The organism is Thauera terpenica 58Eu (genome assembly GCF_000443165.1).
GTDB lineage: Bacteria > Pseudomonadota > Gammaproteobacteria > Burkholderiales > Rhodocyclaceae > Thauera > Thauera terpenica.
The window spans coordinates 310,410-332,747 of the sequence record NZ_ATJV01000001.1 but is presented as its reverse complement, the minus strand read 5'-3'; the positions used below and the strand labels follow the sequence as shown (position 1 = coordinate 332,747).

The window sequence follows — 22,338 nt, the reverse complement described above, 5'->3', positions numbered from 1 at the left end:
GCAAGCTGGTTGACCCGCACCGTCGTCCGGTGTGCTGATGATGGGCGAGGCCATGGAACGGTATGTGACACGGGAAGAGCAGCGCGAGGTCGTCCGCAAGGAAGCGCTCGACGCTTGGGAACATTATCAGAGCACGGGACTGCATGTCACTGGCGCCGAGGCGGATGTCTGGCTGGGCGAACTGGAGCTTGGTAACGAAGTGGAGCCGCCCCGAGCGCACATCTGATGCCGCGACTGATCTGGTCGATACAGTCGCTGGCAGGGTCCGCTTGAATCGTTTTCTCGTGATGGATCACGCTGCAGTCCAACGCGCGGTGAAGGCGATCCGTCACGGAGCTGCGGCACTTTGCGCCCACAGGTGCGCGGCAAGCAGCGCGCGCCACGGCGAGAACGCGGCGAGCCAGGCGCGCGCATCGTTCTCGCTGATCTTCTCCTCCACACCCAGCACGGTCTGCAGGTTTCGGCGCACGGCCGCATCGCCATGCAGTGAACCGTCCATCCAGCCGAAACCGCGCAACAGCGCGTAAGCGACCGTCCACGGGCCGATGCCGCGCACGCTCAACAGCTGTTCGCGGATGGCGTCGACCGGGAGCGTCTGCAGCCATGCGTCGAGCGGCAACTCGCCGTCCGCCACCAGGCGGGCGAGGGTGAGCAAGGTGTTCGCCTTGGCGGCGGAAAAGCCCGCGGCGCGCAAGCTATCCATCGACAGCGCCTTGATCCGCTCCGCGTCCGGGTAGCACATGAGGCCGGACGAGTGGCGCACGCCCGTCGCCAGAATCAGCTTGCGCCGCAGCGAAACTGCCGCGCCCAGGCTGATCTGCTGCCCGGCGACCGCCCAGGTCAAGGCCTCGAACGGCGTCGCCGCGAGCGCCACACGCAAGCCCGTCTGGCGGGCGATCAACGCGCCCACCTGCGGGTGGTGGCGATGCTGGTGTTCGAAGGCTTCGATGTCCTGGGTCAGACCCAGCATGCGCTGCACTATGGCTTCGAGGCGTGCCGCGCACCCCGCGCCCGCCGCGCCGTCTATCGTCAATGTAGCGTCCGCCCGACCTGACTGGAAGTGCAACTCCAGGCACCCCGGAAGTCCGTTCCAGACCAGACCCTTGCGCAAGGACGCCTCACGTACCGCCTCGGCGACTTCCTGCGCGTCGCGGCGGTGGAAGGCGAGAATGTCGCCGGGGCGGAAGGCGGGCGGCAGGGTGAGGGTGTAGGACAAAAGGGTGGGCATTGGGGGTACTCGGGATGGGGCGCGACGCATGCGCTGCCAGCGGCTTGATTGACTCAGCGGGCGGTGTCTATCGTGATCACCAGTTTTCCAATGTGTGCCTTGGTCTCGAACTGCGTTTGCGCGTCGCGAATCTGATCGAGCCGAAACGTTTGGGCAACGAGTGGCTTGATGTCGCCAGCCTCGATGCGCCGGACCAGGTTCGAAAATACGGTTTCGCCCAGCACCGTGCATCCGAACAGACTCAGATCCTTGAGGTAAAGCGTTCGCACATCCAGTGTCACCATCGGGCCGCCGATGGCGCCGGCGACGGCGTAACGGCCAAACGGCTTGAGCACATCGAGCAGGCTGGGCCATGGCGGACCCGCCACGAGGTCGATCACCACATCCACGCTGTCTTTGCCCAATGCCTGCGCCAGATCATCGTTCCGATCCAGCGTCCGGTCTGCACCCAAGGCCAGCAATGCCTCCGCCTTTGATGGTGAGGTGACGGCAATCACCCGCGCTCCGCGTGCTTTCGCCAGTTGAATGGCAGCCGAACCCACGCCGCCCGAAGCGCCCGTGATCAGCACAACGTCGCTTGCGCTCACGCTGCTTCGCGTCAGCATGTTTTCCGCTGTGGAGTAAGAGCAGGGAAAGGAGGCCAGCTCCACATCGCTCAGCGCACTGTCGATTGCATGTGCATGCCGCGCGGCGACCACCGTGTATTCGGCAAAGCCGCCGTCGCATTCGGATCCGAAGTACCAGGGCCGGTCCAGCGCTTTGCCATCGGCCTCCTGAAGGCAAGGCTCGATCAGCACCCGTTTGTGCAGCAGGCGGGGGTCTGATTGCGCTCCCACGGCAAGCACCTTGCCACAGGCATCCGCGCCCTGGATTCGCGGAAAGTGAAGACCTTCGCCGCTCCAGCTGGCGTCGCTGCGGTCACCATCGGTTTTGGAATACCAGCCGATACGGGTGTTGATGTCGGTGTTGTTCACGCCTGCAGCACTGACCTTGATCAGCACATCGCGCGGCCCGGGTGTGGGCGCCGGTATGTCGTCGCGAAACACGAGCTTGTCTGGTCCGCCGTGCCCGGTGAGTTGTATGCCCTTCATGTGCAAGGGGAGAGCAGTCATTGGGTCGGGTCCCACAGAGAGGTGTAAGAGCAAGGCGCCCACGAGACGGTGATCTCGCCGGGAACACCTTGCGCGCCCTCCGGCCCTCAGTCAATGCTGGGTGCCTCCGCTGCAGCCGCCCGTACATCGGCGATTTTGCGTTCAGCATGCGTTCAGCTCTCCCGGCGCAACATGGCTCCACGGTCGAAGCAAAGGCCGCAGCCATAGCAACTGCAACAGGAGAAACCATCATGCGTGCCCAAACTCTCATCACCACCCTCGCCCTCAGCGCCGTCATTGTCGCCGGCGGAGCGGCCCTTGCCCCGGTCATGGCTCAGAGCAACATCGCCGGCAACACCCAGGCCCCCTGGCTCAGCGTGCATGAAGTCCAGCTCAAGGTCGAAGCCATGGGCTATCGCGACCTCTCCGAGCTCGAGCGTGATCACGACAAATACGAGATCAAGGCGGTCGATGCGCAAGGGCGTCTGGTGAAGATCGATGTCGATCCCTTCACCGGCGATGTGCTCAAGACCAAGGTCAAGCGTGACAAGGCCGGGGATACCGACACCCACCAGGCCACCTGGCTGACCTTGCATCAGGCACAAGTCAAGGTCGAAGCCTCCGGCTATAGCCAGCTCGTGGAGATCGAGCGCGAGCGCGACGGCTACGAGATGGAAGCCACCGATGCGCAAGGCCAGCGCGTGAAGATCGATGTCGATCCGTTCAGCGGCGACGTCATCAACACCAAGGTTCTGCGCAGCTTCTGAGCGGCAAGGCGGGCGCCGATCCGGTCGGCGCCCGTCGCGCTCTTGCATTGGCCCCCGCTGCCTTGGCACCGGGGGCCATGTTTTGCGCGTTTATAATGCCGGCCCGCAATGCCTGCATTGCCCGCTGTGGAAACGCCATGAGGTTCAATCTGAAGGTTCCCTTCGCGGAGAAGGACGAGGCCAAGAAGCTGGGTGCGCGCTGGGATGCGGGCAAGAAGCTGTGGTACATCCAGGACAAGGAAGACCTCGCGCCCTTCGCGCGCTGGTCGCCGTCGCCTCAGGTCGGCGTCGCCACGTCCGCCGCTGCCAGCAAGCGTTCTGCACCCAGCGCGCAGCGCACGCCGGCGCCGGACCGGGATGCGTCCACCGCCTTCGAGCGTGGCCGGCATTACGTCGAACATGCGCGTGTGTGCGAGTGCCTGCCGTGGGAGGTGTGCGACAAGTGTCGTGCCACCGCGCTGCCAGGTGTTTCCTGATCGAGGGTGAGCAAGGGTGAGGAGTTTGGCTCGCTCGGCACTGGGTGTGCGCGCCGCGCTGGAGTCGGTGTGCCCTGTGGTCGGGCGGCCCGACCCGTCTCGGCTAAGATGGGCCGATCTTAATAGGGACAAGACAGATGAACATTGACGACCAACTCATGCACGCGCTGATGCAGCCGGGCGTGCTGCCGGACTCGGCGGGCGGCGTGGAACTGATCGAGACGCATGTCTCCTGGGTGCTGCTTGCGGGTGAGTACGCGTGGAAGCTGAAGAAGCCGCTCGACCTGGGTTTTCTGGATTTCAGCACCCTGGAGCGGCGGCGCGTGGCCTGCGAGGACGAGTTGCGCCTCAATCAGCGCACCTTGCCCGAGGTCTACCTCGCGGTGGTGCCGGTGTGGCGCACAGCGCAGGGGATCAGGGTCGCTGCGGCAGGGGAGGGCGCTGGCGCGGACACTGCGCAGGCCACGCTGGTCGATTATCTGGTGCGCATGCGCCGCTTCGACCAGGCCGGGCTGTTCTCCAACCTGCTTGCGGCGGGGCAGCTCGAGCCCACGCTGTTTGATCGCCTGGCACGCCACGTGGCCGATTTCCACGCCGCGGCCGCGGTCGCGCAGCCCGGTGGGCGCTTTGGCGGCGCGACTGCGGTGCATGCGCCAGTGCAGCAGAATTTCGACCAGATCCGCGAGCGTGTGCAGGATCCGGCCCTGCTCGCCGAGCTCGCGCGCGTGGAAGCCTGGGCGACCGCGCAGTTCGCCGCGCTCGCATCGACCTTTGATGCCCGACTTGCCGAGGGTCGGGTGCGTGAATGCCACGGCGACATGCATCTGGGCAACCTGGTCGTGCTCGATGGCGAGGCGCGGCTGTTCGATGCGATCGAGTTCAGTGCCGAATTGCGCTGGACCGACGTCATCGCCGATGTGGCCTTTCTGGTCATGGATCTGCAGGCACGGGGTGAGACCGCGCTTGGCGGGCGCTTCCTGAATGCCTGGCTGGAGCGCAGTGGCGACTACGCCGGGCTGCGGGTGCTGCCCTATTACCTGAGCTACCGGGCGATGGTGCGCGCCAAGATCGGCGCCATCCGCGCTTCCCAGCTCGAGGGCGAGGCGCGTGCGCAATGCCTGGACGAGTGTGGGCGCTATCTCGCGCTTGCTGCCGCGCAGATGCGCGCGCCGGCGCCGGCCTTGTTGATTGCCAGCGGCTTGTCGGGGGCGGGCAAGACCAGCCAGTCGCAGCCGCTGCTGGAGTCGCACGGAGTGATCCGGGTGCGCGCCGATGTCGAGCGCAAGCGCTTGTTCGGGCTCGCGCCGGAAGCACGCAGCGGCTCGGGCGTGGACGCCGGGCTGTACACCGCCGAGGCCAGCATCCGCACCTACGCCCGACTGGCAGAGCTGGCGCGCGCGGTGCTGGAGGCGGGCCATGCGGTGCTGGTGGATGCGAGTTTTCTCAAGCGCGCCCAGCGTCAGGATTTTGCCGCGCTGGCCGAGGAGCTCGGCGTGCCGTTCGTGATCCTGGCCTTCGATGCGCCGCTGGAGCTCTTGCGCGAGCGCGTGCGCCAGCGCGCGCAGGCTGGAACCGATGCTTCCGAAGCCGATCTCGCCGTGCTCGACAGCCAGTGCAGGACGCGCGAGGCGCTCGATGCCGGGGAACTTGCACGTACGCTGCACATCGATACACGTTCGGCGCCGGACTGGCAGGCCCTGGCGGCGGCCTTGAGCGCGCTGTGGCCCGCGGCTGGGTCGAGCGCGGACCCGCGTCCGGGTGGCTGAGCCCTTACGCTCTCTCTGATGAGGTGAATTGCCCGCCATGTCCGAAGCAGACTCCACCACCACCTCGTCGATTTCAAAACCCTCGCGCTGGCGCCGTTACCGGCGCGACGCGGTGTTTGTGGTGGCGATCGTGCTCGGCATGCACTGGGTACAGACCCGGCATGTGCCCGACGGTGCAGCGCCGGCATTTTCTGCACCGGCCGCCAGCGGCGGGCAGCTGAGCCTGGCCGAGTGGCGCGAGCGCCATCCTGATGGTCCGGTGGGGGTGTATTTCTGGGCCGACTGGTGCGGCATCTGCTCCGCGCAGCAAGCCAGCATGGACGGCGTGCAGGCGGACTGGCCGGTGCTCACAGTAGCGATGCAGTCGGGCGATCAGGCTGCGGTGGCGAACTACCTGGCGGCCAAGGATCTGGCTTGGGCGACGGCGGTTGATGCCGACGGCAGCATCGCCGCCCGCTATGGCCTGCGTGGTGTGCCGGCTTTCGTCGTACTCGACCGTGAAGGTCTGATCCGCTCGGTCGCGGTGGGCTACACCACCGCGTGGGGCATCCGTGCCCGCCTGTGGTGGGCCGGGCTGTTCGGCTGAAGCCGCGATGATCTTCACCAGCGGCTTCCTTGCCGCCTTTGCCGCCGGTGTCGCCAGCCTGGCAGGTAGTCGGGCGTTGCTGCACTGGGGCATTCGCAAGGGCCTGGCGGCGCCACGGGTGGCGAATGACAGTTCTCCTGCGGCACTCGGGCTGAAGGCGGAAGAGGTGCGCATCGCGACCGCGAATGCACGGCAGCTGCACGCCTGGTTGATCCGCGCGCCGCAGCAGGAGCAAGAGCGGGATAGGCCGCAGGCGGCGGTCGTCGTCGTGCACGGCTGGGGTGGCAATGCGGCGATGATGTTGCCGTTGGCGAGGCCGCTGCATGAAGCCGGCTTTGCCGCGCTGTTCATCGACACGCGCTGCCATGGCGCAAGTGATGACGACCGCTTCACCTCCTTGCCGCGCTTTGCCGAGGACGCCGAGCACGCTTTCGCCTGGCTGGCCGCCCAGCCCGGGATCGATCCGCAGCGCATCGCCCTGCTCGGGCACTCGGTGGGCGCGGGGGCGGTGCTGTTCGCCGCTTCGCGCACGCCGCAAGTCGCAGCGGTGGTGAGCGTTGCCGCCTTTTCCCACCCGGTGGCGATGATGCGGCGCTTGCTGGCGGCCAAGCGCCTGCCCGAGCGCCCATTGGGGCGCTACATCCTCGACTACGTGCAGAAGACCATCGGTCACCGCTTCGATGACATTGCACCGCTCACCACCATCGCGCGCATCCGGCGGCCTGTCCTGCTGGTGCATGGCGAGGACGACGAGGTGGTGCCGATCGTTGAGGCACGGCAGATATACGCCGCGCGCGGCGACACCCCGGTGGAGTTGATGACGATAGCGGGCAATCACGACTCTTTCGCCGATCTGGAAGGGCATATCGATCAGCTCACGGGCTTTCTGCAGCGCGCGCTGGCGCGGCATTGAAGGCTTGATCCGGGACATGCGGTGATATTGCGCTGGTCCGCAGGCCCCCTGGTTTGTAGAATTGCCCCTCCTCTTGCGCTGCGTTCGCCGCCGCGCGTCTCGAATCACCGTCAGCAACGGAGACGTCTCATGCAAAAACGCCGCTTCACCGCCCTTCTCGCCGGCTTGGTCACGTCGGCCGCACTTGGCCTGGCGATGCCGGCTTCGGCCCAGCCGTATCAGGACGAATACAAGCTGTCGACCGTGCTCGGCGAGGCCTTCCCTTGGGGCTGGGGCGCCAAGCGCTGGGCCGATCTGGTCGCCGAGAAGACCGAGGGCCGCATCAAGATCAAGGTCTATCCGGGCACCTCGCTGGTATCGGGCGACCAGACCAAGGAATTCACCGCGCTGCGCCAGGGCATCATCGACATGGCGGTCGGCTCCACCATCAACTGGTCGCCGCAGGTGAAGGAGCTCAACCTGTTCGCGCTGCCCTTCCTGATGCCCGACCACAAGGCGATCGACGCGCTCACCCAGGGCCGCGTCGGCAGGCAGATGTTCGAGATGCTGGCCGAGCGTGACGTGGTGCCGCTGGCCTGGGGCGAGAACGGCTTCCGTGAAGTGTCGAACTCGAAGAAGCCGATCCGCACGCCCACCGACCTAACGGGCATGAAGATGCGCGTGGTGGGTTCGCCGCTGTTTCTTGCCACCTTCAACGCCCTCGGCGCCAATCCGACGCAGATGAGCTGGGCCGACGCCCAGCCGGCAATGGCGACCGGCGCGGTCGATGGCCAGGAGAACCCGCTTGCGGTGTTCAATGCCGCCAAGCTGCACACCGTCGACCAGAAGCACCTCACGCTGTGGGGCTATGTCGCCGATCCGCTGATCTTCGTGGTCAACAAGAAGGTGTGGAACTCCTGGACCGAAGCCGACCGCGAGGCCGTGACCGCGGCCGCGCAGCAGGCGGCCAAGGAGGAGATCGCCCGCGCTCGCGCCGGCATTTCGGCCGACGATGACAAGCTGCTGAAGGAAATCGAGGCCAACGGGGTTGCCGTCGTGCGCCTGAGCGACGCCGAGCGCGATGCTTTCCGCACGGCGACGGCCGGTGTCTACAAGGAGTGGGCAGAGAAAGTGGGCGCTGATCTGGTGAAGCAGGCCGAAGAAGACATCGCCAAGCGCTGAGCTCCACGCGCCGCAAGCTGGCCGGGCAGCGCCGTACGCGGCCTGCCCGGCTTTTTTTATGCTGACATTTTTACGCTGACAGAAAGTTGGACCCCATGAGCATCGAACCGCCGCACGAGGACGACAGCGCTGTGCGCTCCGCCCCTTACACCCTCGAACAGACCCTGTCCGGCGTCGTCATGGGCCTGATCGTGCTGATCAGCTTCGGCAACGTGCTGGCGCGTTACTTCACCTCGCAGTCCTTTGCCGCCACCGAGGAATTCTCGATCGCGCTGCTGATCGTGCTGTCCTTTGTGGGCTCGTCGGCGGCCTTCGCCTTCGATCGCCACATCCGCGTGAGCTTCTTCGCCGACAAGCTGCCGCCGGCCGGGCGCGCGGCGCTGGAGTGGCTGTCGTTTGCCGTCACCGCCAGCTTGTTCGCCTTCATCGCCTTTCATGCTGGCGTGCTCACCTGGGACCAGTACCGCTTCGAGGAGACCTCGCCCGCGCTGGGCGTGCCGCAGTGGTGGTACACGGTGTGGATGCCGGTGCTGGCGGTGGCGCTGGTGCTGCGCCTGATCCTCACCCGCGTGCGGGGGCGGGCATGATCGGTACCGTCCTCATCGTTCTTTTTCTGGCGGCGCTGGTGGCGGGCATGCCGCTGGCGGTGGCGCTGGGCGTGGCGAGCGTGACCGTGCTGGCGATGGCCGGCTTCGACCAGCTCGCAGTGCCGACCAACATCTACGCCGGCATCGCCAAGTACCCGCTGCTGGCCATTCCGATGTTCATCCTCGCCGGCATGATCTTCGAGCGCTCGGGGGTGGCGATCCGCCTGGTGCGCTTCGTCACCGCGATGGTCGGCGAATGGACGGGTTCGCTGGCGGTGGTGGCGGTGCTGGTGTCCATGCTGCTGGGCGGCATCTCCGGCTCAGGCCCGGCCGATGCGGCGGCGGTGGCGGCGGTGATGCTGCCGTCGATGATTGCGCGCGGCTACCCGAAAGGTTTTTCTGCCGGCCTGATCGCCGCTGCGGGCTCGACCGCGATCGTCATTCCGCCCTCGGTGGCCTTCATCGTCTACAGCGTCATGGTGCCGGCCGCGACCGTGCCCGCGCTCTTCGCCGCCGGCCTGTTCCCGGGCATGATCGCCGCGCTGTGTCTGCTGGTGCCGGCCATCATCATCAGTCGCAAGTATGGTTTCGGGCGCGACTTCAAGGCCGAGCGTCCGCCGCTGGGCAAGAGCCTGATCGATGCGGTGTGGGGCTTGCTGGCGCCGGTCATCATCCTCGGCGGCCTGCGCACCGGGCTGTTCACCCCCACCGAGGCGGCGGTGGTGGCCGTGGCCTACGGCATCTTCGTCGGCATGGTGGTGTATCGCAGCATCTCGTTCCGCGACCTGTTCCGCGTGCTGGTCGATGCCGGCGAACTGTCGGCGGTGGTGCTGATGATCATCGGCATCGCCTCGGTGTTCGCGTGGGCGGGCAACACCCTGGGCATCTTCGATGCAGCGGCCAAATCCCTGATCGGCCTGCATTCCAGCGAATGGCTGATGCTGCTGTCGATCAACCTGCTCTTGCTCGGGGCCGGGATGTTCCTCGACGCGATCTCGATCTTCCTCATCCTGCTGCCGCTACTGGTGCCGATCGCAATCGCGATGGGCTGGGATCTGGTGTGGTTCGGCGTGATGATGACGATCAATCTGGCCATCGGTCAGTTCACGCCGCCGATGGCGATCTCGCTGATGATCACCTCGCGCATCGCCGGCATCGGCATGGAACAGACCTTCCGCTGGGTGATCTGGCTGGTGCTGGCGATGTGCGGCGGCCTGACGCTGACGATCGCGTTTCCGCAGCTGGCGTTGTGGCTGCCGGGGCGGCTGGGCTATCTGTGATCGCCCGCCTCAGGACGGCTGGGCGAGCACGTTTTCGATCGCGGCCTGCACCTGAAGGGTGAGCTGGGCGTGGTCTAGCTGCGGGTGGCGCAAGGTGCGCAGCAGCAGGCCTTCGAACAGGGTCGCCACCACCTCGATCATGCCGGCAATGGCCTCTTCGTCGTCCTCGTGTCCGGCGCGCTGGCGCACGATGCGGATCGTCTCGCCCAGGCTCTTGCGGCTGGCGGTGTCGGCGTTGCGCACGATCTCGGCCACGCGCGGGTTGCGCGCAGCCTCGGCGACGATTTCCAGCTTCAACCCCGCGGTCAGCGGGTCGAGTTGCTCGATCACGCCCTGCGCGGCGCGGGCGATCAGCGCCTGGCGGACGTCGCAGGCGGCACGCAGCTCTGCGGTCATCTGCAACAGGCTCTCGAGGTCCTGTTCCACGATGGCGGCGATGATCGCTTCCTTGTTCTCGAAGTAGTGATAGATGTGCCCGGCACTCATGCCCGCCAGGCGCGAGATCCGTGAAATGCTGGCAGCATGAAAACCGTGCTCGCGGAAACACTGCGCCGCCGCGCTCAGGATCTGCTGGCGGCGAGCTTCGGCACGGGAGGGATCAGTGGCGGGGGGGGTGTTCATTCTCTGGAACTCCGGCTTGAGACGCGCAGTCGGAAGCGAATCGTTTATCTTGCACTGCAGCAAATCCTAACATAGAATGAGCGTTCAATCTAGAATAACCATTCCAAGAGACGTAGCAGCCTGCACCGGGCCACGAACCCAGGATGTGAGCGCGCCGTCCTTTTCGAGAGGCTTTCCCCCATGCACACCCGCCGCAATCCGCTTCTCGTCCCCGCTGCCGCTCTCCTGAGCATCTTCATGCTCGCAGGCTGTGGCAACAAGGACCATGCCGTTGCGCACGCCGCGAGTCCGCCGCCGGCGCCTGTGGTCACGGTGATGACAGTCCAGTCCGCGCTGGTGCCCTTGGTGACCGAGTTGCCCGGCCGTACCACGGCCTACCTCATTGCCGAGTTGCGCCCCCAGGTCGGCGGCATCGTGCAGCAGCGCGCGTTCACCGAAGGCAGCGAAGTGCGCGCCGGGCAGCTCTTGTACCGCATCGATGCCGCGCCCTATCAGGCCGCTTACGACAGCGCAAAGGCCAACCTCGCCCGCGCCGAGGCGAACCTGCAGGTGGCGAAGGTGACGGCCGAGCGCTACGCCGGGCTGGTGCGCATCCAGGCGGTGAGCAAGCAGGCCAACGATGATGCACAGGCGGCGCTGCAACTGGCGCAGGCCGATATTTCGGCGGCGAAGGCCGCGCTCGACAAGACCAGGATCGACCTCGATCACACCCAGGTGAAATCGCCCATTTCCGGACGCATCGGCCGCTCCAGCGTGACCCAGGGTGCGCTCGTCACCGCCAACCAGGCGGCGGCCCTGGCGACGGTGCAGCAGCTCGATCCCATTTATGTGGACCTGACGCAGTCGAGCGCCGACATGTTGCGCATCCGGCGTGACCTCGCGGCGGGCACCTTGCAGCGCGAGGCCAAGGCCGCGGTGCCGGTCACCCTCGTGCTGGAAGACGGCAGCGAGTACGCCAGCGCGGGCTCGCTCGCGTTCTCCGAGGTGACGGTGGACGAAAACACCGGCAGCGTGACGCTGCGCGCCAAATTCCCCAACCCCAAGGGTGATCTGCTGCCGGGCATGTATGTGCGCGCGCGGCTGCCGCAGGGTGTGCGCAGTGAAGCCATCCTGGTGCCGCATGCCGCGCTCATGCGCGATGCGCGCGGCAAGGCGCTGGTGATGGTGGTCGATGCCGAAAACAAGGTGCAGGCGCGTCCGGTGCAGGTCGTTCAGTCCCTCGACTCGCAATGGGTGGTGACCGATGGGCTGCAGCCGGGCGAGCGCATCATCGTCGAAGGCTTGCAGAAAGTACGCCCTGGCGCCTCGGTGCAAGCCGAAGAAGTGCAGGGTGCGCCGGCCACGGCAGCCGCACCCGCCGCTGCGCCCGCAGCGAACTGAGGGAGCACGCCATGGCCCACTTCTTCATCGACCGACCCATCTTCGCGTGGGTCATCGCCATCGTCATCATGCTGGCCGGCGCGCTCTCCATTCACGAGCTGCCGGTGTCCCAGTACCCTTCCATCGCACCGCCCGCGATCGTCGTCAGTGCCCGCTACCCGGGCGCTTCGGCGAAGGCGGTGGAGGATTCGGTAACGCAGATCGTCGAGCAGAAGATGACCGGTCTCGACGGCCTGCTGTACATGAGCTCGTCCAGCGATGCCTACGGCAACGCCTCGACCACGCTCACCTTTTCTGCCGACACCGATCCCGATATCGCCCAGGTGCAGGTTCAGAACAAGATCCAGACTTCGCTTCCGCTGCTGCCGCAGGCCGTGCAGCAGCAGGGTGTGACCGTCGCCAAGTCGGGCGCCAACTTCCTCATGGTGATCGGCTTCGTGTCGTCGGGCGATGATCAGACCCGCTTCGATCTGTCTGACTTTCTTGTGTCCACGATCCAGGATCCGCTGTCGCGGGTCGAAGGCGTGGGGGAAGTGCAGGTTTTCGGTGCACAGTATGCAATGCGGGTCTGGCTGGATCCGGCGCGGCTGACCAATTACCGCTTGACTCCCGGGGATGTGCGCACCGCCTTGCTGGCGCAGAACGCACAGGTCTCGGCCGGACAGCTCGGTGGCACACCGGCCGTGCCCGGCCAGGGCTTCAACGCCACGATCACGGCGCAAAGTCGGCTGCAAACCGTGGGTCAGTTCGAGGACATTCTTTTGCGCACCAGCGCACAGGGTGGCGAGGTGCGCCTGCGTGATGTTGCGCGGGTCGAGATCGGCGCCGAGAACTACGGCACGGTCGCGCGCTTCAATGGACGCACCTCCGCGGGCATGGGTATTCGCCTCGCGGCGGGCGCAAATGCACTCGAGACTGCCGAGGCCGTGCGCGCCAAGCTCGACGAGATGAAAACCTATTTCCCGGCCGGGGTGGATTACGTCGTGCCCTTCGACACCACGCCCTTCGTCAAGATCTCGATCGAGTCGGTGGTGTACACGCTGATCGAAGCCGTGGTGCTGGTCTTCCTCGTCATGTACCTGTTCCTGCAGAACCTGCGCGCCACGCTGATCCCGACGATGGCCATCCCGGTGGTGCTGCTGGGGACCTTCGGCCTCATGGCGGCCTTCGGTTTTTCCATCAATACGCTGACGATGTTCGGCATGGTGCTGGCGATCGGTTTGCTGGTGGATGACGCGATCGTGGTGGTCGAGAACGTCGAGCGTTTGATGACAGACGAGGGCTTGTCGCCAAAGGAGGCCGCCAAGCGCTCGATGGATCAGATCACCGGTGCCTTGATCGGCATCGGTCTCGTGCTGTCGGCGGTGTTCGTGCCGATGGCGTTTTTTGGCGGTTCGACCGGCGTCATCTACCGCCAGTTCTCCATCACCATCGTCTCCGCCATGGCGCTGTCAGTGGTGGTGGCGATCGTATTCACCCCGGCGCTGTGTGCAACCTTGCTCAAGCCGGTGGATAAGGGGCAGGCGCACAGCGGAAGCGGATTTCTGGGCCGTTTTTTCCGCTGGTTCAACCACAAGTTCGACCGTACGACGCGGCGCTACGAGTCGGCCGTCGGCAGCATGTCCAGGCGCAGCCTGCGCTTCATCGCCATCTATGTCGCCATCGTCGGTGTACTGGTGCTGCTGTTCCTGAAAATGCCCACTTCCTTTCTGCCGGAAGAAGACCAAGGGGTCATGTTCAACCAGATCGTGCTGCCAGCGGGGGCAACCCAGGAGCGCACCCTGGCCGTGCTGGAAAAAGTCGAGAACCACTTCCTGGAAAACGAGCAGGATACCGTGCGCGCCATCTTCACCGTGGCCGGCTTCAGTTTCGGCGGCAGTGGACAGAACATGGGCATTGCCTTCGTGAACCTGCGCCACTGGGATGAGCGCACCGCGCCCGGGACCGACGTCCAGTCGGTCGCCGACCGGGCGATGGCCGCCTATGCGCAGATCCGTGAAGCGATGGTGTTTGCCTTCGTGCCACCGGCGGTGATCGAACTCGGCACCTCAGGCGGCTTCACCGTGCAGATGCAGGACAGGGCAGGGCTTGGCCACCAGGCGCTGCTTGCCGCACGCAACCAGTTTCTCGCCATGGCGGCACAGGACAAGCGTCTCACCGGCGTGCGACCGAACGGCCAGGAGGACGTCGCCGAGCTCAAGCTCGATATCGATCATGCCCGCGCCGGTGCCTTGGGCGTGAGCGTGGCCGATATCAACGATACGCTGGCCACCGCCTGGGGCGGCAGCTATATCAATGACTTCCTCGATCGGGGCCGGATCAAGAAGGTGTATCTGCAGGGCGACGCGCCTGCGCGCATGTCGCAAGAGGATCTCGACAAGTGGTACGTGCGTAACAAGGCGGGCGAGATGGTGCCGTTCTCGGCCTTTGCCAGTTCGCACTGGACCTACGGCTCACCGCGTCTGGAGCGCTTCAACGGCCAGTCGTCGATGGAAATCCTCGGTCAGGCCGGGCCTGGCCTGTCGTCGGGCGAAGCGATGGCAGCAGTCGAGGAGATCATGGCGAAGTTGCCGCAAGGCATCGGCTTTGAGTGGTCGGGCACGTCCTATGAGGAGCGCCGTAGTGGTTCCCAGGCGCCGGCGCTGTATGCGCTGTCGCTGCTGGTGGTGTTTCTGTGTCTTGCCGCACTGTACGAAAGCTGGTCAGTGCCGTTTGCGGTGATGCTGGTGGTGCCGTTGGGCGTGCTCGGTGCGTTGCTTGCCGCGACCGGGCGCGGTTTGTCGAACGACATCTATTTCCAGGTCGGTCTGTTGGCGACGATCGGCTTGTCGTCCAAAAATGCGATTCTGATCGTCGAATTCGCCAAGGCTGAAATGGAGGCTGGCACGGAGTTGATTGCGGCGACGCTGAAGGCGGTACGGCTGCGTCTGCGCCCCATTCTGATGACTTCACTGGCCTTTGGTTTCGGGGTGCTGCCACTTGCACGCGCAACTGGCGCCGGCGCCGGCAGCCAGAACGCGATCGGCACCGGCGTGCTGGGCGGCACGATTGCGGCAACGCTGCTCGGCATTTTTTACGTCCCATTGTTCTACGTCGTGATCAAGCGCATCTTCGCGGACGCACCTGCCGATGACGCCACCTCGGCTGACAAGCCTATCGTCCAGGAGGACAACTGACATGAGACTGCCCCGCCACCCTTTACGCACGCTCGCACTCGCGCTGGCCACCACCACGCTGGGTGCCTGCTCGATGATCCCGACTTTTGAGCGCCCTGCGGCGCCCGTACCGGCGAGTTTTCCGCAATCGGCGGCCGTCGATGCTGGGCCTGCCAACGCTGCGCAAGCGCCAGCCGACACCATCGTCTGGCGTGATTACTTTGTCGATGCGCGCTTGCGCGAGGTGATTGCGCTGGCCCTGGAAAACAACCGGGATTTGCGTATCGCCGCGCTCAACATCGAACGTGCGCGGGCGCAGTACGGCATTCAGCGCGCTGACCTGTTCCCCTCGATTTCGGCCGGCGGGGGCCAGAGCGCGCAGCGCGTGCCGGGTGATCTCAGCCCCACTGGCGACTCGGGCGTCAACCGTCAGTACAGCGCCAACCTGGGTTTTGCGTCCTACGAACTGGACTTTTTCGGTCGTGTGCGCAGCCTTGAGCAGCAGGCGTTGCAAACCTATCTCGGCACCGAAGAGGCCCGCCGCAGCGCCCAGATCAGTCTGGTTGCCGAAGTCGCCAACAACTGGCTGCGAGTGGCTGCCACGCGCGAGCGTCTCGCCCTGGCGCGCAGCACCTTCGATACGCGGAAGGAATCGCTTGATCTGACCCAGCGCAGCTTCGACGCCGGCGCGGTGTCGGCACTTGATCTGCACCAGGCCGAGACCTTGTTGCAAACTGCCCGTGCCGATGCGGCGCGCTATGTTGCAATGCTTGCCCAGGACGAGAATGCGCTGGCGCTGGTGGTCGGCGCCGGGGTGCCGGCTGAATTGCGTGCCGAGAACCTGAATGAGGCGCTCGTCAGTGTTGTCGAACTGCCGCCAGGTGTACCGTCCGAAGTGCTTACCCGTCGCCCCGATGTGGTGCAGGCTGAATACGCGCTGCGTGCGGCCAACGCCAACATCGGTGCTGCCCGCGCCGCCTTCTTTCCGAGCATCACGCTGACGGCCAACGTCGGCAGCGCGAGTGCATCGCTCGGAGGACTGTTTGATGGCGGCTCAGGGGTGTGGAGCTTCATCCCGCAGATTCGTCTGCCGATCTTCGAGGGCGGGCGGCTGCAGGCCAGCCTCGACGTCGCGGAAATCCAGCGCGACATCAATGTCGCGCAGTACGAGAAGACGATCCAGTCGGCTTTCCGCGAGGTCGCCGACGCGCTCGCCGAGCGCGCCACCCTGGGCGAGCAGCTCGATGCACAGCGCAAGCTGGTGGAAGCGGCAAAGCGGAGCTTCGAGCTCTCCGAGGCGCGCTACGAGGCCGGTGTCGACAGCTACCTCGGCCTGCTCGACGCCCAGCGTTCGCTGTATGTCTCCGAGCAGGCCCTGATCGCCGCGCGCCTGTCCGATGCGAGCAACCGCGTCGCACTGTACAAGGTGCTCGGCGGCGGCTGGCAGTGAGGCTAGGGGCGATCGCCCCTGTGGTCGACAGCGCCTGAGCGCAGTGCAGGCGCTGGACGCGCCCTGCGGCTGTGCTCAGTGGGCTTATTCGCACACGGCGCGGCACTCGCCGGCGCTGCAATCCTCGGCTTCAACCTTGCAGATGGCCTTGGTACGATGGATCAGGCGGTGCTCATTGTCGTAGTCGCAGATCAGACGCGACAGGTTGCCCTTGCGCTGCGCGTGCATGCGCTGGGCTTTGGATGCATGAATGGTGTCCGCCGCCACATTGCATGACAGGTAGCCACTGAACTGGCCGTCAGCCGACTCCCACAGCGCATAGTTCTTGGCGGCGCGATAGTTTTCAAAGGTGGCGCAGGTCAGCACGTCACCGCCATACAGGCGGGCGCCATCGCCGCAGAAGCCGAGGAAGGTGTAGCGCAGTTCTTCTTCGCTCGGGCAGGCCGCCACCTGTACCGCCTCAGCGAGGCTGGGGCAGGACATGGACTCGGCCTGCGCGGGACTGGCGACGGACAGTGCGCCCAGCAAGAGGGTGAGCAGAAGACGGGGCGATCGGGTCATGGGGAGTTCCGTAACAGAGTCGGTTGAATGAAGCGGGGGGGCGCCGTGCAGCCCAGCCCCCGACGCGGAAAGGTTAGCATTGATGCCCGCCGCAGGTGACACCGAACGCTGATCCGGATGCGGCTCAGCGGCGGTGCTTGTTATCCTGTCAGCGTATGGCCCGCAATCGGGTCCCTCCATCTGGCCTGTTCAACCTTGACTGATCCTATTGCCCTTTCCCCCTTCGAGGCACGCTGGCTGGCAGAGCTGGTGCGTCGCCACGAAGAGCGCCACGGTGCCCTCGAGGACCGCAGTGCGCTGGTCGCTGCACGCACTGCCGCCCCTGACTTCGAGACCCGCGTGTTGCGGCGTGCCACCGAACTCGGCGCACGCGAGGGCTGGCGCGCTGCCATCCTGCGCTGGCACGGGCGCGCGCGCCTGGCCCTGGGCGGTGCTGCGGTGCTGGCCTTGGTGTTGGGCTTTGGCGCCGCGGCCGGGGTGCTGGGCGATGGCAGCCGCGCGGTGAATGTGGTGTGGGCGCTGGGCGGGCTGCTGGGGGTCAATCTCTTGAGCCTGCTGCTGTGGGTGCTGGCCACCGTGCTGCAGGCGCGCCGCGCGCGCGTCGGGCCGCATGCGGGGGGTGCTTTGGGTCGGCTGTGGCTGTGGCTGGTGTCGGCCTTCGATCGTTCGCCGGCAGCTGCGGATCTGCCGCTGGCCCTGGGCAGCCTGCTGGGCCAGGGACGGGTGGCGAGCTGGGGGCTGGGCGCGGTCAGCCACGGCCTGTGGGCGCTTGCGCTGCTGGGTGCCGCGTTGGGCGTGGTGACGCTGCTCGCCACCCGTCTTTATGGCTTCGTGTGGGAGACCACCATCCTGCCTGCCGATGTGTTCGTGTCACTGACCGAGGTGCTTGGCAGGCTGCCGGCCGCGCTCGGGTTTCCGGTGCCCGACGCGGCCACGGTGGCGGCCAGCGGTGATGCGCCCATGCTGCAGGAGGGCGGGCGGCGCGCCTGGGCAGGGTGGCTGCTGGGTGCGCTGCTGGTGTATGGCGTGCTGCCGCGGGTGCTGCTGGCGGCGGCGTGTGCTGGCCTGTGGCTGAGCACGCTGCGCGCCCTGCGTCTGGACCTGAGCCGCGCGGGCTATGCCCGCCTGCGCCCGCTGCTCTTGCCCGAGAGCGAACGCATCGGCGTGCGCGACCCCGAGCACAAACGCAGTGGCTGGTTGCCGCGACCGGCGGTAACGCCAGAAGGTGCGGGCGCGGCAGCGCTGGTCGCGCTCGAGCTGGGTGCCGACCTGAGCTGGCCACCGTCCGTGCCTGAGCTGGTCGGGGCGCATCCGGGCGCGCTCAACGAGGATTTTGTACGCTGCGATGCGGGTCGGCTCGACAGCGGCGAGCAGCGCCGGGCGGCGCTGCAGCGCTTCTCCGCCCACCCGCCGCGCCGGCTGCTGATCGCGGTGGACCCGCGCCGCACCCCCGATCGCGGCAATCTCGGGCTCATCGCCGAGCTCGTCGAGCATGCGCTCGACACTCGGGTCTGGGCGCTGGCGGCCGCTCCCGGGCCTGAACAGCCTGCTGCCAGCCGGCTGCCGCAGTGGCGTGAAGGCCTGGCGCGGCTTGGCTTCGCGCCCGAAGCGCTGCTGCTCGACGCCTCCGCCGCGCGCGACTGGCTGCTGGCCCAGGATGCGGAGCACAGGCCATGAGCGAGATCCTGCGAGTTGCCGTCGTCGGCCACACCAATACCGGCAAGACTTCCCTGTTGCGCACCCTGGCGCGCGATGTGGCCTTTGGTGAGGTCTCGGATGCGGCGGGCACCACCCGCCACGTCGAAGGCTTGCGCCTGCTTGCCGACGGCGAGCCGGCGATCGAGTTGTTCGACACGCCGGGCATGGAAGACGCCATCGCCCTGCTCGAGTTTGTCGATACCCTGGCGCTGGCCGGCGAGCGCATCGATGGCCCCGACCGTGTCGCGCGCTTTCTCGCTGCGCCTGAGGCCCATGATCGTTTTGAGCAGGAGGCCAAGGTCTTGCGCCAGATGCTCGCCAGCGATGCCGCGCTCTACGTCGTCGATGCGCGCGATCCGGTATTGCCCAAGCACCGCGATGAGCTCGCCCTGCTCGCGGCGTGTGCGCGGCCCTTGCTGCCGGTGCTCAATTTCGTTGCCTCGCCTGACGCCCGCGTCGATGACTGGCGCGCTGCGCTCGCCCGCCTCAGCCTGCACGTGGCGGTCAGTTTCGATAGCGTGGCGCCGGCCCTGGATGGCGAGCGCGAGCTGTTCGACACCCTGGCCACCTTGATGCATGCATACCGCCCGGCGCTGCAGCGACTGGTCGACGCGCGCGTGCGCGAAGCTGAAGCGCGTCGACACGCTGCGCGCCGCCTGGTGGCCGAGTTGCTGCTGGAACTGGCGGCGCGGCGCGAGCACCTGAGCGATGCCTCCGCGCCTGCGCTGCAGGCCGCGGTCGACGGCCTGCGCGCCAGTGTGCGTCGGCGCGAGCAGGCCTGCGTCGAGGCCTTGCTGAGCCTGTACCGCTTCCGCGCCGACGATGCCCGCACCAGCGCGCTGCCGCTCACTGAAGGGCGCTGGGACGACGACTTGTTCAACCCCGAAACCCTGCGCCAGATGGGCATTCGCCTGTCCTCCGGGGCGGCGGCAGGGGCCGCGGCCGGGGTGGGCATAGACCTCATGACCGGTGGCCTCACCCTGGGCGCTGCCGCTGCGCTGGGGGCGCTTGCCGGCGGGCTGTGGCAGACCTTCGGCCACTACGGTGAGCGCATCGCCGCCAAGCTGCGTGGCCACCGCGAACTCAGCGTGGACGATGCCATCCTGCGCCTGGTCGCGCTGCGTCAGCGCCAGCTGTTGCTGGCGCTGGAGGGGCGCGGTCATGCGGCTTTGAGCCCGATCGAGGTCGGTGAGCCGATGGCCGATGCCGGCATCGAAGGCGCCCAGGTGGCCGAGCGCTGGCGCAAGGGTAGCCTGCCCGCTGCGCTGGCAAGGGCGCGCGCCCATCCCGAGTGGGTGGACGAGGACGGCGACGAGGAGCGAGAGGCTGCGATCGATGAGCTCAGTGCGGCGCTGCTCTGAGCGTCCGGCTTGCGGACGGTGGCTTGAGCAGGAATCCGTGGCGCCCAGCCCTGTGCGGGGGCGGGCGCGGTGGCCAGGCTCAGGCGTGGATCTGGTTCAACTGGCGGGCGATGATATCGTGGTTGAGCCACAGCACCGGCCCGCTGGGGGCGGCGCTTTCGCGCAGCATCAGGGCGCCGGTCGCTTCCAGCACCAGGGTGCTGAGCAGGTCGGTGGTGAGCGCGCCGCGGTCCTTGTGCATGTTGACGATGGCCTCCGAGGTGCCGATCTGCAGGTCGGCCTGGGCCGGGCTGTTGGGCATCGGCCAGGCGGCGAAGTCGCGGTAGGGCTGCATCACCTCGCTGCCGTGGAAGTCTGCGATTTTCTGCAGCACGTCTTCCAGGGTCACGCCTTCGGCGAGCAGCGCGCGGCAGGCTTGCCACTGGGCCTCGGCCCAGGCGCCGCCGCCTTCCTTCTTCAGTGCGCGCAGCAGCGCGATCAGCGGCAGCTCGACGCCAGCGAAGACGTCGGTCGAGTTGGTGCGGATCTCCGGGCAGTTGTACACCGTGGCCTTGATGCCCTTGTCCCAGGCCGCTTGCGCGATGCGCTCGAGCCGCATCTTGGCGTAGCCCTGGGTGTAGTTGGTGTAGGTCTGCCATTGGTAATCGTCGCCGATGAGGACTTCGGTGCCGTGGTAACCGTAGGCCGTGTAGCGCACCTGGCCACCCTCGGCCTCGATGCGCGCGCGCAGCGCGGCACTGCCTGCGATGAGGTGTTCGAAGGTGTTGGCCGAGACTTCGTCGAAATTTTGCAGGATGAGCTTGCCCAGATCGCTGTCGAGCAGGCTCTGCGAGGACATGAAGCGCTCGCCGCGGCCTTTGTAGATGCGGTTGGCGATCACCATGAACACCTTGGCGCGCGGGATGCCTCCCGCCATGGTGTGGGCGAAGAGGACGTTGCGTCCGGCGCCGATCATGCCCTCGAGCTCGCTCATGACCTGGGTCACGCCGTCCTTGAAGCGCTGGGTGCCGAGCGCGCGGCATGTGTCGATGTGGGCCCAGTCGAGCTTGTCCTGCTCCCAGGTCTTCAGCGTCATCTTGTTGAGCAGATCGGTGGGAGTGGGCTCGCCCGCCGGTGCATCCATGTCGAAGCCCGCCATCAGCGGCAGGTTGATGATGCGCCCGCCCAGGTTGGCTTCGGCGGCGGCGAGCTCCTCGGCGTTCAAGGCGCGCAGCGCGTTGTTCTCGTCGCGGCGGCCGACCGTGATGCCGACGATGTCCATGCCTGCCTTGCGCGCTTCATTGACCAGGCCGCTGGCGTAACCGCGGCCGAAGAGTTCGCCAAACAGCACGAATACATCGTTCTTGCCAAAGAGCTGCGTTTGCGGAAGTTGCTTGAGGGAGATCGGGCTATTCATGTCGATGTCTGCCAGCCGGGCTGGTGCGAGGAAAAAGTAGGCGCAATTGTACCCGGCGCGGGCGCGCGTCCCGCCAGCGACTACATTGAAGAGGTGCCGGCCGGGGTCGGAGCTGGCGCTGGAGTGCGGACAAGAGCAGCGTGCACCTGCGGCGTATCAAGGCGCCGTAAGGCATCCTTGCCTACACTTCCTGCATGGTCGCAACAGCGACGCTTTTTGGAGTCCGATCCGTGAGCTTTCCTGCCTTTTTCGATGCCGTGCCGCGCTTCAAGATGCGTGACCCCCTCGCCGAGTTCCTCGGCGCCGCCGAAGGTGGCGTGCTGGAATACGCCTATGTGGATGTGGTCAAGCTGGCCGGGCACTCCTGCCCGACCGTGGCTGCGGCCTATGTGCTGGGCTGCCGTGCGCTGGTGGCGCTCTACCCCGATTCAATTCCCGAGCGCGGCGGCATGCGCGTCGAACTGGCTGATGCGATCGATCACGGCGTCACCGGCGTCACCGCCAGCGTGCTGGCCCTGCTCACCGGCGCCGCGGGTGCGGCGGGCTTCAAGGGGGTGGGCGGTCGTTTCATGCGCCGTGGTCTGCTCGATTTTGGCAGTGAAAACACGCCCTCCATGCGCATCACCCGGCTCGACAGCGGCGCGGCGGTGGATGTCGATAGTGATCTCTCGCACGTGCCCGGCCACCCCGATCTTCCCGAGCTTTTCAGTCGCTGCTTGCGCGGCGAGGCCGATGCGGCGCAGCTTAGGCGCTTCGGCGAGCTGTGGCAGCAGCGCGTGCAGCGCATCCTGCTTGAGCACTGGGACGACGACGCGGTGTTCAGCGTGCGGGCGGTGGCTTAGGCGCTGCGCTTCGCCAAGG

20 protein-coding genes are annotated in these 22,338 nt (G+C 66.5%); 15 read left to right on the top strand and 5 right to left on the bottom strand.

The features are described from left to right. Positions 1–37 precede the first annotated feature (37 nt). Positions 38–226 carry a hypothetical protein gene (locus M622_RS22210; RefSeq protein WP_021247755.1) on the top strand — a complete coding sequence of 63 codons (189 nt, stop codon included), beginning with the start codon at positions 38–40 and terminating at the stop codon, positions 224–226. Positions 227–328: 102 nt separating this feature from the next. On the opposite strand, the gene M622_RS22205 is transcribed toward M622_RS22210, so the two are convergent. Together M622_RS22205 and M622_RS22200 are read right to left on the bottom strand one after the other, a co-directional pair. Beyond that, complete coding sequence (locus tag M622_RS22205) at positions 329–1,228, bottom strand: DNA-3-methyladenine glycosylase family protein (protein ID WP_021247754.1); 900 nt, start codon at positions 1,226–1,228, stop codon at positions 329–331. A 53-nt stretch (positions 1,229–1,281) separates the two neighbouring features. Continuing rightward, positions 1,282–2,319 carry an alcohol dehydrogenase family protein gene (locus M622_RS22200; protein WP_021247753.1) on the bottom strand — a complete coding sequence of 346 codons (1,038 nt, stop codon included), beginning with the start codon at positions 2,317–2,319 and terminating at the stop codon, positions 1,282–1,284. Between the two features lie 251 nt (positions 2,320–2,570). Here M622_RS22200 and M622_RS39540 point away from each other — a divergent pair, with 251 nt between their 5' ends. The 8 genes from M622_RS39540 (at position 2,571) to M622_RS22165 (ending at position 9,855) form a co-directional block, all read left to right on the top strand. Further along, complete coding sequence (locus M622_RS39540; RefSeq protein ID WP_021247752.1) at positions 2,571–3,086, top strand: PepSY domain-containing protein; 516 nt, start codon at positions 2,571–2,573, stop codon at positions 3,084–3,086. A 137-nt stretch (positions 3,087–3,223) separates the two neighbouring features. Then, entirely contained in the window at positions 3,224–3,562 is a 339-nt protein-coding gene (locus M622_RS22195; protein WP_021247751.1) for a DUF5710 domain-containing protein, read from the top strand. A 137-nt stretch (positions 3,563–3,699) separates the two neighbouring features. Next, the gene (locus tag M622_RS22190) at positions 3,700–5,328 is read left to right on the top strand and encodes a bifunctional aminoglycoside phosphotransferase/ATP-binding protein (RefSeq protein ID WP_021247750.1); all 1,629 of its coding nucleotides are present in this window, start codon (positions 3,700–3,702) and stop codon (positions 5,326–5,328) included. 37 nt (positions 5,329–5,365) lie between these two features. After that, the gene (locus tag M622_RS22185) at positions 5,366–5,914 is read left to right on the top strand and encodes a redoxin domain-containing protein (protein ID WP_021247749.1); all 549 of its coding nucleotides are present in this window, start codon (positions 5,366–5,368) and stop codon (positions 5,912–5,914) included. Positions 5,915–5,924: 10 nt separating this feature from the next. Next, the gene (locus M622_RS22180) at positions 5,925–6,827 is read left to right on the top strand and encodes an alpha/beta hydrolase (protein ID WP_088178563.1); all 903 of its coding nucleotides are present in this window, start codon (positions 5,925–5,927) and stop codon (positions 6,825–6,827) included. Positions 6,828–6,956: 129 nt separating this feature from the next. Beyond that, on the top strand, positions 6,957–7,988 hold the full coding sequence (locus tag M622_RS22175) for a DctP family TRAP transporter solute-binding subunit (RefSeq protein WP_021247747.1): 1,032 nt from the start codon (positions 6,957–6,959) through the stop codon (positions 7,986–7,988). A gap of 95 nt (positions 7,989–8,083) precedes the next feature. Next, complete coding sequence (locus M622_RS22170; RefSeq protein WP_021247746.1) at positions 8,084–8,575, top strand: TRAP transporter small permease; 492 nt, start codon at positions 8,084–8,086, stop codon at positions 8,573–8,575. Then, a complete protein-coding gene (locus M622_RS22165; protein ID WP_021247745.1) occupies positions 8,572–9,855 on the top strand; it encodes a TRAP transporter large permease in 1,284 nt (427 codons plus the stop codon). The genes M622_RS22170 and M622_RS22165 overlap by 4 nt, the downstream gene beginning before the upstream one ends. A 9-nt stretch (positions 9,856–9,864) precedes the next feature. Here the strand turns inward: M622_RS22165 and M622_RS22160 are convergent, their stop codons facing one another. Next, positions 9,865–10,476: a TetR/AcrR family transcriptional regulator gene (locus M622_RS22160; RefSeq protein ID WP_021247744.1), complete on the bottom strand. Its 612-nt coding sequence runs from the start codon at positions 10,474–10,476 to the stop codon at positions 9,865–9,867. A 180-nt stretch (positions 10,477–10,656) separates the two neighbouring features. Between M622_RS22160 and M622_RS22155 the strand changes: the two genes are divergently transcribed. From M622_RS22155 to adeC, 3 genes are read left to right on the top strand one after another with little or no spacing between them, the layout of a single operon-like run. Next, a complete protein-coding gene (locus M622_RS22155; RefSeq protein WP_021247743.1) occupies positions 10,657–11,856 on the top strand; it encodes an efflux RND transporter periplasmic adaptor subunit in 1,200 nt (399 codons plus the stop codon). Positions 11,857–11,867: 11 nt separating this feature from the next. Next, positions 11,868–15,032 carry an efflux RND transporter permease subunit gene (locus tag M622_RS22150; RefSeq protein ID WP_021247742.1) on the top strand — a complete coding sequence of 1,055 codons (3,165 nt, stop codon included), beginning with the start codon at positions 11,868–11,870 and terminating at the stop codon, positions 15,030–15,032. Position 15,033: 1 nt separating this feature from the next. Continuing rightward, positions 15,034–16,461, top strand: a complete 1,428-nt coding sequence (gene adeC, locus M622_RS22145) for an AdeC/AdeK/OprM family multidrug efflux complex outer membrane factor (protein WP_021247741.1) — start codon at positions 15,034–15,036, stop codon at positions 16,459–16,461. An 84-nt stretch (positions 16,462–16,545) separates the two neighbouring features. Here adeC and M622_RS22140 read toward each other — a convergent pair whose 3' ends face one another. Beyond that, entirely contained in the window at positions 16,546–17,022 is a 477-nt protein-coding gene (locus tag M622_RS22140) for a hypothetical protein (RefSeq protein ID WP_021247740.1), read from the bottom strand. 195 nt (positions 17,023–17,217) lie between these two features. Here M622_RS22140 and M622_RS22135 point away from each other — a divergent pair, with 195 nt between their 5' ends. Together M622_RS22135 and M622_RS22130 are read left to right on the top strand one after the other, a co-directional pair. Continuing rightward, complete coding sequence (locus M622_RS22135; protein WP_021247739.1) at positions 17,218–18,699, top strand: DUF2868 domain-containing protein; 1,482 nt, start codon at positions 17,218–17,220, stop codon at positions 18,697–18,699. Next, on the top strand, positions 18,696–20,081 hold the full coding sequence (locus tag M622_RS22130; protein ID WP_021247738.1) for a GTPase/DUF3482 domain-containing protein: 1,386 nt from the start codon (positions 18,696–18,698) through the stop codon (positions 20,079–20,081). Before M622_RS22135 ends, M622_RS22130 begins: the two co-directional genes overlap by 4 nt. A 79-nt stretch (positions 20,082–20,160) precedes the next feature. Here M622_RS22130 and M622_RS22125 read toward each other — a convergent pair whose 3' ends face one another. Then, positions 20,161–21,477 carry an enoyl ACP reductase FabMG family protein gene (locus tag M622_RS22125; RefSeq protein ID WP_021247737.1) on the bottom strand — a complete coding sequence of 439 codons (1,317 nt, stop codon included), beginning with the start codon at positions 21,475–21,477 and terminating at the stop codon, positions 20,161–20,163. A 230-nt stretch (positions 21,478–21,707) separates the two neighbouring features. Between M622_RS22125 and M622_RS22120 the strand changes: the two genes are divergently transcribed. Next, positions 21,708–22,319: a hypothetical protein gene (locus tag M622_RS22120; protein ID WP_021247736.1), complete on the top strand. Its 612-nt coding sequence runs from the start codon at positions 21,708–21,710 to the stop codon at positions 22,317–22,319. The last annotated feature ends 19 nt before the right edge of the window (positions 22,320–22,338 follow it).